This is a genomic window from Streptomyces manipurensis, assembly GCF_049570255.1.
GTDB classification, from domain to species: Bacteria; Actinomycetota; Actinomycetes; order Streptomycetales; family Streptomycetaceae; genus Streptomyces; species Streptomyces manipurensis.
Map to the genome: position 1 here is coordinate 5,453,072 of NZ_CP186950.1, position 13,723 is coordinate 5,466,794.

General features: G+C 70.8%; 9 protein-coding genes and 1 pseudogene. 8 read left to right on the plus strand and 2 right to left on the minus strand.

The window, feature by feature from the left end; all coding sequences use genetic code 11:
• The first annotated feature begins 52 nt into the window (after positions 1-52).
• On the plus strand, positions 53-2,023 hold the full coding sequence (locus ACPU2J_RS25245) for an ATP-dependent DNA helicase (RefSeq protein ID WP_361589430.1): 1,971 nt from the start codon (positions 53-55) through the stop codon (positions 2,021-2,023).
• Between the two features lie 115 nt (positions 2,024-2,138).
• Here ACPU2J_RS25245 and lexA read toward each other — a convergent pair whose 3' ends face one another.
• A complete protein-coding gene (lexA, locus tag ACPU2J_RS25250; RefSeq protein WP_361589427.1) occupies positions 2,139-2,933 on the minus strand; it encodes a transcriptional repressor LexA in 795 nt (264 codons plus the stop codon).
• 470 nt (positions 2,934-3,403) lie between these two features.
• Between lexA and nrdR the strand changes: the two genes are divergently transcribed.
• From nrdR to ACPU2J_RS25285, 7 genes are all read left to right on the plus strand, one after another.
• A complete protein-coding gene (gene nrdR / locus ACPU2J_RS25255; RefSeq protein ID WP_365077860.1) occupies positions 3,404-3,916 on the plus strand; it encodes a transcriptional regulator NrdR in 513 nt (170 codons plus the stop codon).
• Positions 3,917-4,068: 152 nt separating this feature from the next.
• Positions 4,069-6,960, plus strand: coding sequence for a vitamin B12-dependent ribonucleotide reductase (locus ACPU2J_RS25260; protein WP_420079395.1), 2,892 nt, complete (start codon positions 4,069-4,071; stop codon positions 6,958-6,960).
• Between the two features lie 175 nt (positions 6,961-7,135).
• The gene (locus ACPU2J_RS25265) at positions 7,136-7,975 is read left to right on the plus strand and encodes an arylamine N-acetyltransferase family protein (RefSeq protein ID WP_420079394.1); all 840 of its coding nucleotides are present in this window, start codon (positions 7,136-7,138) and stop codon (positions 7,973-7,975) included.
• 32 nt (positions 7,976-8,007) lie between these two features.
• A complete protein-coding gene (locus ACPU2J_RS25270; protein ID WP_361589417.1) occupies positions 8,008-8,613 on the plus strand; it encodes a YdbC family protein in 606 nt (201 codons plus the stop codon).
• 73 nt (positions 8,614-8,686) lie between these two features.
• Positions 8,687-9,346 (plus strand): histidine phosphatase family protein, encoded by a 660-nt coding sequence (locus ACPU2J_RS25275; RefSeq protein ID WP_361589414.1) that lies wholly within the window; start codon positions 8,687-8,689, stop codon positions 9,344-9,346.
• 11 nt (positions 9,347-9,357) lie between these two features.
• Complete coding sequence (locus ACPU2J_RS25280; protein ID WP_420079393.1) at positions 9,358-10,272, plus strand: ADP-ribosylglycohydrolase family protein; 915 nt, start codon at positions 9,358-9,360, stop codon at positions 10,270-10,272.
• A gap of 293 nt (positions 10,273-10,565) precedes the next feature.
• Positions 10,566-12,197, plus strand: coding sequence for a DUF4153 domain-containing protein (locus ACPU2J_RS25285; protein WP_420079392.1), 1,632 nt, complete (start codon positions 10,566-10,568; stop codon positions 12,195-12,197).
• Between the two features lie 78 nt (positions 12,198-12,275).
• Here ACPU2J_RS25285 and ACPU2J_RS25290 read toward each other — a convergent pair.
• Positions 12,276-13,689 (minus strand): annotated as a pseudogene (locus ACPU2J_RS25290) (MFS transporter).
• Positions 13,690-13,723: the final 34 nt, after the last annotated feature.

Consider the following 13,723-nt stretch of genomic DNA (forward strand, 5'->3'; position numbering starts at 1 on the left):
TCCCGGCGGTGTGCTCCCGCTGTCAGTGGGGACCCGTAGGGTTGGCAGTGCTATGACGAAGCCCTCCCTCCCCGACCTGCTGCACGCCGCCGTCTCCGCCGTCGGCGGCACGGAGCGCCCCGGCCAGGTGGCCATGGCCGAAGCCGTCGCCGAAGCGATCGACGACAACTCCCACCGGCTGATCCAGGCGGGCACCGGCACCGGTAAGTCCCTCGGCTACCTGGTCCCGGCCCTCGCCCACGGCGAGCGCGTGGTCGTGGCCACCGCGACCCTCGCACTCCAGCGGCAGCTCGTCGAGCGGGACCTGCCCCGGACGGTGGACGCGCTGCACCCGCAGCTGCGCCGCCGCCCGCAGTTCGCCATGCTCAAGGGACGATCCAACTACCTGTGCCTGCACCGCCTGCACGAAGGGGCCCCGCAGGACGAGGAGGAAGGCCTCTTCGACCAGTTCGAAGCGGCCGCCCCCAGCAGCAAGCTCGGCCAGGACCTGCTGCGCCTGCGCGACTGGGCCGACGAGACGGAGACCGGCGACCGCGACGATCTGACTCCGGGCGTCTCGGACAAGGCCTGGTCCCAGATCTCCGTCTCCTCCCGCGAGTGCCTGGGCGCGACGAAGTGCGCCTACGGAGCCGAGTGCTTCGCGGAGGCGGCACGGGAGCGGGCGAAGCTCGCGGACGTCGTCGTCACCAACCACGCGCTGCTCGCCATCGACGCCATCGAGGGCGCTCCCGTCCTCCCGCAGCACGAGGTGCTGATCGTGGACGAAGCCCACGAGCTGGTCTCCCGGGTGACCGGGGTCGCCACCGGCGAGCTCACCCCCGGGCAGGTCAACCGCGCCGTGAAGCGCGCCGCCAAACTGGTCGACGAGAAGACGGCCGACTCCCTCCAGACCGCCTCCGAGTCCTTCGAGCGGGTCATGGAGCTCGCGCTCCCGGGCCGGCTGGAGGTCGTCCCGGAGGACCTCGGCTACGCCTTGATGATCCTCAGGGACGCGGCCCGCAACGTCATCTCGGCGATCGGTGCCACCCGCGACAAGTCCGTCCAGGACGAGGACGCCGTCCGCAAGCAGGCCCTGGCCGCCGTGGAGAACATCCATGCCGTGGCCGAGCGGATCACCATCGGGTCCGAGTACGACGTCGTCTGGTACGAGCGCCACGACCGCTTCGGTGCCACGCTCCGCGTCGCGCCGCTCTCGGTGTCGGGTCTGCTCCGCGAGAAGCTGTTCGAGGACCGGGCCGTGGTCCTCACCTCGGCCACCCTCAAGATCGGCGGCGACTTCAACGGGGTGGCGGCCTCCTTGGGCCTGTCCCCGGAAGGGGTCGAGGGGGACGACGTGCCGCCGTGGAAGGGCCTGGACGTCGGCTCGCCGTTCGACTACCCGAAGCAGGGCATCCTCTACGTCGCCAAGCACCTGGCCACGCCGGGCCGCGAGGGCACCCGCGGCGACATGATGGACGAGCTCGCCGAGCTGATCGAGGCGGCGGGCGGCCGGACCCTCGGGCTCTTCTCCTCGATGCGCGGCGCCAAGGCGGCGGCCGAGGAGCTGCGCGGCCGGCTCGACAACCCGATCCTGCTCCAGGGCGAGGAGACGCTCGGCGAGCTGATCAAGAACTTCGCCGCCGACCCGAAGACCTGCCTGTTCGGGACGCTGTCGCTGTGGCAGGGCGTGGACGTGCCCGGTCCCAGCTGCCAGCTCGTGGTCATGGACCGCATCCCCTTCCCCCGCCCCGACGACCCGCTGATGAGCGCGCGCCAGAAGTCGGTGGAGGAACACGGCGGCAACGGCTTCATGGCGGTCGCGGCCACCCACGCCGCCCTGCTGATGGCTCAGGGGGCGGGCCGTCTCGTCCGCGCCACGGGTGACAAGGGAGTCGTCGCCGTACTGGACCCCAGGCTGGCGACCGCGCGCTACGGCAGCTTCCTGCGGGCCACCCTGCCGGACTTCTGGTACACGACGGACCGTAACCAGGCCCGTCGCTCCCTCGCCGCCATCGACGCGGCGGCCAAGGCGGACGGCGCGTAGAAGCAGAGGACCCGGCTGCCGGCCCGGTGCGGGCCCGCCACACCCCCGCAGAGGGCATGAAGCAACCCCCGAGACCGGCGCAGTGGGTCCCGGGGGCTGACTGGGGGCGGCGGGATCAGACCCGGCGCAGTACGGCGACGACCTTGCCGAGGATGGTGGCCTCGTCGCCCGGGATCGGCTGGTAGGCGGCGTTGTGCGGGAGCAGCCAGACGTGGCCGTCCTCGCGCTTGAAGCGCTTGACCGTGGCCTCGCCGTCCAGCATGGCGGCAACGATGTCGCCGTTCTCCGCGACGGGCTGACGACGGACCGTGACCCAGTCGCCGTCGCAGATGGCGGCCTCGATCATGGAGTCGCCGACGACCTTGAGGACGAAGAGCTCACCGTCGCCGACGAGCTGGCGGGGGAGGGGGAATACGTCCTCGACCGACTCCTCGGCGAGGATCGGGCCGCCGGCCGCGATCCGGCCGACCAGGGGCACGTACGAGGCGGCGGGCTTGCCGGTGGTGTCCGTGGGCTGCGAGCTCGGCTGGTCGGAGCCGCGGACCTCGTAGGCCCGGGGGCGGTGCGGGTCGCGACGCAGGAAGCCCTTGCGCTCCAGGGCCATCAGCTGGTGGGCGACCGACGAGGTGCTCGACAGGCCGACGGCCTGACCGATCTCCCGCATCGACGGTGGGTAGCCGCGACGCTGCACGGAGTCGCGGATGACTTCGATGACCCTGCGCTGCCGGTCGGTGAGTCCGGAGCTGTCGGCGCGGATGCCTGGAGGTCGACCTGGCAGCGAGCGTGCGGGGCGCACTGCGGCCTCCGCATCCGGGTTCAGGTTTGCGTCGTTCATGGCATGCACCGGATCGAGTCGGCTCTGGGAGCGGTTCTGGGCAGTGATGGTGGCACTGTCTGCTGTGGTGGTCACGTCGGCCCCTCTCGAAATGTTCTCCCTAGCTGGACAACGGTAGTTGCTTTCGAAAGGTTGCGCCAAACACACGTTCGAGTGAAAAAACGCAGATCGCCCTGCGTGGGCAAGTTGGGGGGTGTATGGACGATTGGGCGGGCGAACACGGGTTCGGCTCTGCGGCCGCCGCTTACGGTACCCTTCCCGATCGGGTCGCCGCCCTCGGGTCCTGCGTCCAGTGTGGCACCACGGGGCCCCCTATCCGGGTACCGGACGCTGCGACACGCAGAGGCGGCCAAATCCACCACAACCCAAGATCTAGTGGTTGGATGAGCGGCGCCACCCAGAAGTTGTGGTCCCCGGGTCCTACGAGGCTCCTGGGATCGCATATGCTGGTGGCTGCTCCGAGAGCCCCCCGACAGAGCCCGTCTCCGTCGTCGAGGGTTTCCGCGGGGTGATTCAGTCGTGCCAAGAGGGAGGGTGAGGGAACCATGCACTGCCCCTTCTGCAGGCACCCCGACAGCCGCGTCGTCGACAGCCGCACCACCGACGACGGCACGTCGATCCGCAGACGCCGCCAGTGCCCCGACTGCTCCCGTCGCTTCACGACGGTGGAGACGGCCTCGCTGATGGTGATCAAGCGCAGCGGGGTGACCGAACCCTTCAGTCGTACCAAGGTCATCTCCGGCGTGCGCAAGGCGTGCCAGGGGCGGCCGGTCACCGAGGACGCCCTCGCCAAGCTCGGCCAGCGGGTCGAGGAGGCGGTGCGCGCCACCGGGAGTGCCGAGCTGACCACCCACGACGTGGGTCTGGCCATCCTCGGCCCGCTGCAGGAACTCGACCTCGTCGCGTACCTGCGCTTCGCGTCCGTCTACAAAGCGTTCGACACCCTTGAAGACTTCGAGACCGCCATCGCGGAACTGCGCGAGCGGCGGCCTCACTGTGAAGAGCGCGAGCCCGGCGCGACCGTTGCGGTCCCCGTGCCCGCCTCCGCCGCCGACTGACCGGGCGGACCTCGTCGCGCCGGGAGCCACGCCGGCGCGACACGGCCTCCGGGTAGTCGAGCGAAGAAACGTAGAAACAGATACACAGCACCGTGCCACGGAATAACGCTGGCACTTTAGGGCGTTTTTGCCCGCATATGGGAGGAAGCGGCATGACAGAGACGGCGAGCAGCTCGGCACGTGGTTCCCGCGCCAAGGGGACCAAGGCTGCCAAGGGCGGCCTGCGTATCGAGCGCATCCACACCACCCCGGGCGTGCACCCCTACGACGAGGTGAGCTGGGAGCTCCGCGACGTCGTCATGACCAACTGGCGCGACGGCTCGGTCAACTTCGAGCAGCGCGGGGTCGAGTTCCCCGACTTCTGGTCGGTGAACGCCGTCAACATCGTGACCAGCAAGTACTTCCGCGGCGCCGTCGGCACCCCGCAGCGCGAGACCGGTCTGAAGCAGCTGATCGACCGGATCGTGAAGACCTACACCAAGGCCGGCGAGGACCACGACTACTTCGCGTCGCCCGCCGACGCGGAGATCTTCGAGCACGAGCTGACCTACGCCCTGCTCCACCAGATCTTCAGCTTCAACTCCCCGGTGTGGTTCAACGTCGGCACGCCCCAGCCGCAGCAGGTCTCCGCCTGCTTCATCCTGTCCGTCGACGACTCCATGGAGTCCATCCTCGACTGGTACAAGGAAGAGGGCATGATCTTCAAGGGCGGCTCCGGAGCCGGCCTGAACCTCTCCCGCATCCGCTCCTCCAAGGAGCTCCTGTCCTCCGGCGGCAACGCCTCCGGCCCGGTCTCCTTCATGCGCGGCGCCGACGCGTCCGCCGGAACGATCAAGTCGGGCGGCGCCACCCGCCGTGCGGCCAAGATGGTCGTCCTGGACGTGGACCACCCGGACGTCGAGGCCTTCATCGAGACCAAGGTGAAGGAGGAGGAGAAGATCCGCGCCCTGCGCGACGCGGGCTTCGACATGGACCTGGGCGGCGACGACATCACGTCCGTCCAGTACCAGAACGCCAACAACTCCGTCCGGGTGAACGACGAGTTCATGACGGCCGTCGAGAACGGCACCGAGTTCGGCCTGCGCGCCCGCATGTCCGGCGAGGTCATCGAGAAGGTCGACGCCAAGGCGCTCTTCCGCAAGCTCGCCGAGGCCGCGTGGGCCTGCGCCGACCCGGGCATCCAGTACGACGGTGTGATCAACAACTGGCACACCTGCCCCGAGTCCGGCCGCATCACCGCGTCGAACCCGTGCAGCGAGTACATGCACCTGGACAACACGTCCTGCAACCTCGCCTCGCTCAACCTGATGAAGTTCCTGAACGACGACGGCAAGGGCGACCAGTCCTTCGACGCCGAGCGCTTCGCCAAGGTCGTCGAGCTCGTCATCACCGCGATGGACATCTCCATCTGCTTCGCGGACTTCCCGACCCAGAAGATCGGCGAGAACACCCGCGCCTTCCGCCAGCTCGGCATCGGCTACGCCAACCTCGGCGCCCTGCTCATGGCGACCGGCCACGCCTACGACTCGGACGGCGGCCGCACGCTCGCCGCGTCGATCACCTCCCTGATGACCGGCACCGCGTACAAGCGCTCCGCCGAGCTGGCCGCCATCGTCGGCCCGTACGACGGCTACGCCCGCAACGCCGACGCCCACAAGCGCGTCATGAAGCAGCACGCGGACGCCAACGCCACCGCGCCGCGCACCCAGGACCTGGACAATGCGATCTGGGCTGCCGCCACCGAGGCCTGGCAGGACGTCCTGCGCCTGGGCGAGAAGAACGGCTTCCGCAACTCCCAGGCCTCCGTCCTCGCGCCGACCGGCACCATCGGTCTCGCGATGTCCTGCGACACCACCGGTGTCGAGCCGGACCTGGCCCTGGTCAAGTTCAAGAAGCTCGTCGGCGGCGGCTCGATGCAGATCGTCAACGGCACCGTCCCGCAGGCCCTGCGCCGCCTGGGCTACCAGGAGGAGCAGATCGAGGCGATCGTCTCCCACATCGCCGAGCACGGTGTCGTCGTGGACGCCCCGGGCCTGAAGACCGAGCACTACGAGGTCTTTGACTGCGCGATGGGCGAGCGTTCCATCTCGGCGATGGGCCACGTCCGCATGATGGCCGCCATCCAGCCCTGGATCTCCGGCGCGATCTCGAAGACGGTCAACATGCCGGAGTCGGCGACCGTCGAGGAGATCGAGGAGATCTACTTCGAGGCGTGGAAGATGGGCGTCAAGGCGCTCGCGATCTACCGCGACAACTGCAAGGTCGGCCAGCCCCTCTCCGCCAAGAAGAAGGAAGAGGAGAAGGAGGAGGTCACCGCCAAGGCGGAGGACACCATCCGCGCGGCCGTCGAGAAGGTCATCGAGTACCGCCCCGTCCGCAAGCGCCTCCCCAAGGGCCGCCCGGGCATCACCACCTCCTTCACCGTGGGCGGCGCCGAGGGCTACATGACCGCGAACTCCTACCCGGACGACGGCCTGGGCGAGGTCTTCCTGAAGATGTCCAAGCAGGGCTCGACCCTCGCGGGCATGATGGATGCCTTCTCCATCGCCGTGTCGGTCGGACTGCAGTACGGCGTCCCGCTGGAGACCTACGTCTCCAAGTTCACGAACATGCGCTTCGAGCCGGCCGGCATGACCGACGACCCGGACGTGCGGATGGCGCAGTCGATCGTCGACTACATCTTCCGCCGCCTGGCGCTGGACTTCCTGCCCTTCGAGACCCGCTCGGCCCTCGGCATCCACACCGCCGAGGAGCGCCAGCGCCACCTGGAGACCGGCTCCTACGAGCCCCTCGAGGAGGAGCTGGACACCGAGGCGCTGGCCCAGTCCGCTCCGCTCACGGCCGTCCCGTCGGTGCCCAAGGTGGCTCCGGCCGTGATCCCGGCCGCCGACCGCAAGGCCGCGCACAGCAGCGCCGAACTGGTCGAGATGCAGCTCGGTGTCTCCGCGGACGCCCCGCTGTGCTTCTCCTGCGGCACGAAGATGCAGCGCGCCGGCTCCTGCTACATCTGCGAGGGCTGCGGCTCCACCAGCGGCTGCAGCTGAGCTGAGGCCCCGGCGCGGTCCGCGCCGGTGAGCGCACGGCAGTAGGACGAAGGGCACCGGCCAGTAGCCGGTGCCCTTCGCCGTGCCCGGGCACCCGGCGGCCGCGCCAGGGTCTCGGCGATCATGATGCGGGGGCGCGGACCGCGCCGGGGGAGCGGCGGAGAAGGGGAGAACCATGTGGAGCGGTGACCAGCTGGACCTGGACGCGTACCTGGCGCGGATCGGATACGGGGAGGAAGCCCGGCCGGACCGGGAACTCCGTCCGGACCTCGCCACGTTGTACGCAGTGCACCGTGCCCACACCGCCGCCATCACCTTCGAGAGCCTGGACGTCCTGCTCGGCCGCCCCGTCGCGCTGGACCTCCGGTCGGTCGAGGAGAAGCTCGTGCACGGCCGCCGCGGTGGCTACTGCTACGAGCAGAATTCGCTGCTGGCCGCCGCCCTGGAGCGGATCGGCTTCGAGGTGTCCGGGCGGGGTGCCCGCAACCGCACCCGCGGGGACGCCCCGACGGCGGTGACCCATGCCGTCCTCGTCGTCACCGTCGACGGCGAACCCTGGCTGTGCGACGCGGGGTTCGGCCACCAGGGCCCCCGCGAGCCCGTTCCGCTGGGGGAGACCGGCGTAGAGGTGAGGCAAGGGAAGTGGACGTACCGCGTCCGCGAAGAGCCGGACGGAATCCTCGTGCTCTGCCTCCGACGCGAGGGTGCGTGGCGGGACCTGTACGCCTTCTCCCCGCAGCGGTACCACCCCGTCGACTACGTCGTCCTGAACCACTACAGCTCCGGCCACCCCCTGTCCTCCTTCGTCGGCCGCCTCGTCGTCCAGCGCCCGGGCGACGAGGTCCGCCGGGCCCTGGTCGGGCGGGAACTCGCCCTGCTGCACCCGGACGGCCGGACGGTCCGGCGGCCCGTGGCCGAGGAGGAACTCCTCGACGTACTCGATCGGGAGTTCGGTCTTCGGCTGTCCGATCGGGACGCAGCGGAACTGGTGGGGATCTACTCCGCCGAGGACTGACCGTGGCCGCGCCCGGCCCGTACGATGGCGCCGTGCTGGTCAAGTGGATTCGCTGCACGGTGACGGACCGACGCGGGTTCGAGCGCGGACAGCGAAAATGGGCGGGGCTGCCCGGCGAGCCGGGGTTCAGGGGGCAGGGTGGCGGTTGGAGCCGGGGCAGGCAGGGGGTGGCGCATGTCTTCGCGTTCTGGGAGAGCCGGTCGTTCTACGACTCCTTCATGGCGCGCTCGCACGACCGGCTGGCCGCCGCCCAGAACGGCACCTACACGGACCTCCGGACGACCCTCTTCGACCACCGCTTCGACGTGAAGACGGGCTTCGAGCCGAGGTTCACCGACGCCGACGTCGTACGGGTCGCGCACACACGTGTCCGCGAAGGCCGGGTCGAGCACTTCGCCCTCATGCAGGAGAAGGTGTGGAATCCGGCCATGGCGGGCTCGCCCGGCATGGTCAGGGGCCTCTTCGGCGAGGCGCCCGGCCGGGAGTTCCTCGTCCTCTCCATGTGGCACGCCGCCGCCGAGCACGGCAAGTACCGGCAGGAGCGGGTCGAGAGGCTCTCCCTGCGCGCCCAGATCCAGGCCGACGTCGAGGCCCTCACCGGGGACGTCGTGGACCTCGAACCCTCCTGGACGGTATGACCGTACGACCGACCTCGCGGTGACCGGCGTGCCCCGGTCGTTCCGCCGGCGGATGGCCGAATAGGGTCGTGGAATGGTCAGACCACGCCGCATCGTCCTTGTCCGGCACGGGGAATCGGAGGGGAACGCCGACGACACGGTGTACGAGCGGGAGCCCGACCACGCCCTGCGGCTGACCCCGACCGGCCGCGAGCAGGCGTCCGCGACCGGGGAGCGCCTGCGCGACCTCTTCGGCAACGAGACCATCAGCGCCTACGTCTCCCCCTACCGCCGGACCCTGCAGACCTTCCGGGAGCTGCGGCTGGACCCGGCGCGGGTCCGGGTGCGCGAGGAGCCGAGGCTGCGCGAACAGGACTGGGGGAACTGGCAGGACCGGGACGACGTGCGCCTGCAGAAGGTGTACCGCGACGCCTACGGCCACTTCTTCTACCGCTTCGCGCAGGGCGAGTCCGGGGCCGACGTGTACGACCGGGTCGGCTCCTTCCTGGAGAGCCTCTACCGTAGCTTCGAGGCCCCCGACCATCCGCAGAACGTCCTGCTGGTGACGCACGGGTTGACCATGCGGCTGTTCTGCATGCGGTGGTTCCACTGGTCGGTGGCCGAATTCGAAGCCCTGTCCAATCCCGGTAACGGAGAATTCCGGATGCTCCTGCTGGGTCCGGACGGCCGCTACCGGATGGACCGCCCGTTTGAGCGCTGGACCACACCCGAGCCTTATGACCTGGACGGCTAAAGTGACCCGCGATGACGCCTGACTCCACTCCCGAACCGCGCTACGCACGCGCGATGGCCAGCCTCCGAGGGCTGGCGCTGGGTGACGCCCTCGGCTCCCAGTACTTCGTCCCCGTGAACTACCCGCTGCTCAAGCGGCGAGAACTGCCGTCCGGCACCGGGACCTGGCAGTGGACCGACGACACCGAGATGGCCTGCTCGGTCGTCGCCGTCCTGGCCGAGCACGGCCGCATCGACCAGGACGCCCTCGCGGGCTCCTTCGCCCACCACCACGACTTCGACCGGGGCTACGGACCTGCCGTGAACCGGATGCTGCGCCTGGTGCGGGAGGGCGAGGACTGGCGCACGCTGGCCGCCGAACTCTTCAACGGGCAGGGCTCCTGGGGCAACGGCGCCGCCATGCGCATCGCCCCGTTGGGCGCCTGGTACGCCGACGACCCCGAGCAGGCCACCCATCAGGCGGAGATCTCCTCCTACACCACCCACCAGCACCGCGAGGCCGTGTGCGGGGCGATGGCCGTGGCCGCCGCGGCGGCCCTGGCGGCGGCCCCGGACGGGCCGCCGAAGGCCGAGGACCTCCTGGACGGGGTGATCGCGCTGGTGCCGCGCAGCGCGGTCGGCGCCGGGCTGCGCCGCGCGCGGGACATGCTGGACTACGGGGACGCCACCACCGTCGCCGCCGTGCTGGGCTGCGGCAGGCGCACGAGCGCCCATGACACCGTGCCGTTCGCCCTGTGGTCGGCGGCGCGTGCGCTGGACGACTACGAGCGGGCGTTCTGGACCACGGCCCAGGTGGGCGGGGACGTCGACACCACCTGCGCCATCGTCGGCGGGGTGCTGGGCGCGCGCGGGGACGACGTGCTGCCGGCGGCCTGGCTGGCCCGCACCGAGGCGCTGCCCGCCTGGCTGCCGGAGTCGGTGGCCTAGCGAGCCCCCACTCCTGCGTTCCTCCGCCCGCCGGCCGGTCCGATCACGGACCGCCCGGCGGGCGTTCGCATGTCCGGGCCGATGGGCGGATGGGCGGGTGAGCCGATGAGTCGATGGGTCAAAGGCCGGGCCCACGCGGGGTCATGACGCCCGCTTTTCATGACGTTTCGATTGTCACGGTCCTGACACAGCATGCTTTTGATCCTGTTCAAAACTGTCCGCGACCGGCCTACCCTGTCCGCAACGCCGCCCCGACCGGAACTCCGGGGCGGCCGGAAGGGGAGGGAAACCCGATGTCAGACAACACAGGCGGGCCGGAACAGGCCCAGCCCGAGGCCGCAGGCAACACAGGGGCCACGACCGGGAATTCGCCCGCACAACCGCCCCGGCCCGGGGCCCACGCAGGCGGATGGCAGGCGTGGCAGCCGCAGCCGACCGGCCCCACGTGGTCGACGCTCGTACGCTCCGCCGAGGCGGCGCCGATCCGCACCGTCACCCTCGTCGCCGTCCTCGCGACCGGACTCGCCGCCGCGCTGCTGCTCGGCGACGGCATGGGGCCCGGCCTGCTCCTCGTCGTGGTGCCCGCCGTCGTCGGCGCGTACGTCGCCGCCCGGGCCGCCGGCCGCGGCGCCCGTCCCTGGACGCTGGCCTGGGCGATCGGCTGCCTCGCGCTCCTCGTGATCCCTGCCCTGCGCGACTCCGCCTGGCCGGCCGCGCTGGCGATCCTGGCCGCCGTACTGCTGGGCGCGCTCGCCCTGCACGGCAGCCGGACCTGGCCCGGTGTCCTGCTCGCCCCCCTCGGCTTCGTCGACTCGGCCGTGTCCGGCGTCGCCTGGCTCCTCAAGGGCCTGCGCGCCCGCGGGGGCGCAGGCAAAGACCGCTGGCTGCCGGTGGCGAAGGCGACCGCGGTGGCCCTCGTCCTGCTGGTGCTCTTCGGTGCGCTCTTCGCCTCCGCCGACGCCGCCTTCGCCGACCTCCTGGGCGGACTGATGCCCGACGTGTCGGTCGAGGACGGGCCCATCCGGTTCATGCTCTTCGTCCTCGGTGTGTTCCTCGCGCTCGCCGCCGCCCGCACCGCCGCGGCCCCCCTGCGTTGGGACCGGATCACGGTCTCCCCGGGGAAGCCCCGCTCCCGGGTCGAATGGGCCCTTCCGCTCATCGTGCTGAACCTGCTCTTCGCCGGCTTCAACGCCGTGCAGCTGGCCGTGCTGTTCGGCGGCTACCGCAAGGTCCTGGAGAGCACCGGCCTCGGCTACGCCGAGTACGCCCGCCAGGGGTTCTGGCAGCTCCTCTGGGCCACCCTGCTCACCCTCGTGGTGATCGCCCTGGCCCTGCGCTGGGCGCCGCGCGCCGGGGCGGGCGACCGGCGGCTGGTCCGGGCGGTCCTCGGGGTGCTGTGCGTGATGACGCTGGTCGTCGTCGCGTCCGCGCTGCGCCGGATGGACCTCTACGTCGAGGAGTACGGGCTGACCAGGCTGCGCGTCTCGGTGGCCGCGATGGAACTCTGGCTCGGGCTGGTCATCGTACTGATCATGGCGGCCGGGCTGTTCGGCGCGCGCTGGCTGCCGCGCGCGGTCGCCGGCAGCGCGGCCGCCGCCGTCCTGGTCTTCGGCCTGATGTCCCCGGACGGGATGGTCGCCGAACGGAACGCGGCCCGCTACGAGGCGGACGCGAAGATCGACCTGGCCTACTTCCAGTCCCTGTCGGCCGACGCCGTACCCGCACTGGACCGGCTGCCCGAGCCCCAGCGGTCCTGTGCCCTGCGGGGGATCAACGACGAGATGTCGAGGGCGGGCGAGGTCCCCTGGTACGCCATGAGCCTGGGCGAGTACCGGGCCCGCCGGATCCTGGAGGAGCGTCCCGTGACGGCTTCGTACGAGGTCTGTTCGCGTCTCGGTGCCTTCGGCAGTCGCACGGAGTACTAGCCGGACCGAATGGCAGGGGCGCCCTTCGGGGGCCGGGCGCGGGGCAGTGGCTTCCCGCCCCCGGCCCCTCCTGCTGCGTCAGGCGGCCGGACCGGCCTTGGCGGCGGCTCCGGCCAGGGCCTCCAGGTCGCTCCTGCGCACCCGGATCACCAGCAGGGCGGTGGCCAGGGCGAGCCCCGCCATCGCGACGGCGGCGAGGAACGCGCTGGAGATGCCCTGGGCGAGGACGAGGTCCTCCCAGGGATCGGGGAGCTGCCCGGTCTGCCGGAAGGCCTCCACCGCTGCCGGGTCCGCCTGCGCGAGGAAGGCGGGTGCCTGCTTCCTTCGGCTCCACCCCGGACACCGCCGTGAGGGTGAGCGTCACGAAGTTGAGGCCCATGCCGAAGCCGAACAGCAGCATGGGGCCGAGCACGCCCGAGAGGTAGGAGCTGTCGGTCCGCAAGAGGGTCAGCCAGGCCAGGCCGGTCCCGGTGAGCGCGGATCCGGCGACCATGAAGGGCTTGGGGCCGAAGCGCGGCAGGAAGCGCTGGGAGAGGCCGGCGGCCGTCACGATGGCCACCGTGACCGGAAGGAAGCCCAGACCGGAGCGGATCGGCGAGAAGCCCAGCACGTTCTGGACGAACTGCACGATGAAGAAGAACATGCCGAACATCGCGGCGGCGAGGGCGAGCATGATCACGTAGGTGCCCGTGCGGTTGCGGTCGGCGAACATGCGCAGCGGGATGATCGGCTCGCGGGCCCTCGACTCGATGAAGACGAAGAGCGAGAGCAGGATCACGGCGGCCCCGAACGAACCGGCGGTCAGCGCGTCGCGCCGGCCCTCCTCCGAGGCGCGGATGAAGCCGTAGACGAGCGAGGCCATGCCGACGGTGGAGGTGAGCGCCCCGGCGACGTCGAAGCGGCCGGGGTGGCGCTCGGACTCACTGATGTAGAGCGGGGTGAGGACGGCGATCAGCACGCCGATCGGCACGTTCACGAAGAGCACCCAGCGCCAGTCCGGCCACTCGGTGAGCACGCCTCCCACCAGCAGGCCGATCGCGCCGCCGCCCGCGAACACGGCGGCGAAGACACCGAAGGCCCGGTTCCGTTCGGGGCCCTCGGGGAAGGTCGTGGTGATCAGGGCGAGCGAGGTCGGGGAGGCGATGGCGCCGCCGACCCCCTGCAGGGCGCGGGCGGCGAGCAGCTGCCGGGGTTCCTGGGCGAAACCGCCGAGGAGCGAGGCCGGCGTGAAGAGCAGGATTCCGGCCAGGATCACCCGGCGGCGGCCCAGGATGTCGTCGGCCCGGCCGCTGAGCAGCAGCAGGCCGCCGAAGGTGAGGGTGTAGGCGCTCAGCACCCACGACAGGTCCGTGGTGGTGAAGGCGAGGGCGGTCTGGATGTGCGGAAGCGCGATGTTCACGATCGTCGCGTCGAGCACGACCATGAGTTGGCAGGCGGCGATGACGGCCAGGGCCACACCGGGGCGGCCGTCCCGGCGGGCCGTGCCCGGTATTCGGGGCGCGACGAGTCGAGAACTTTCACTGAGG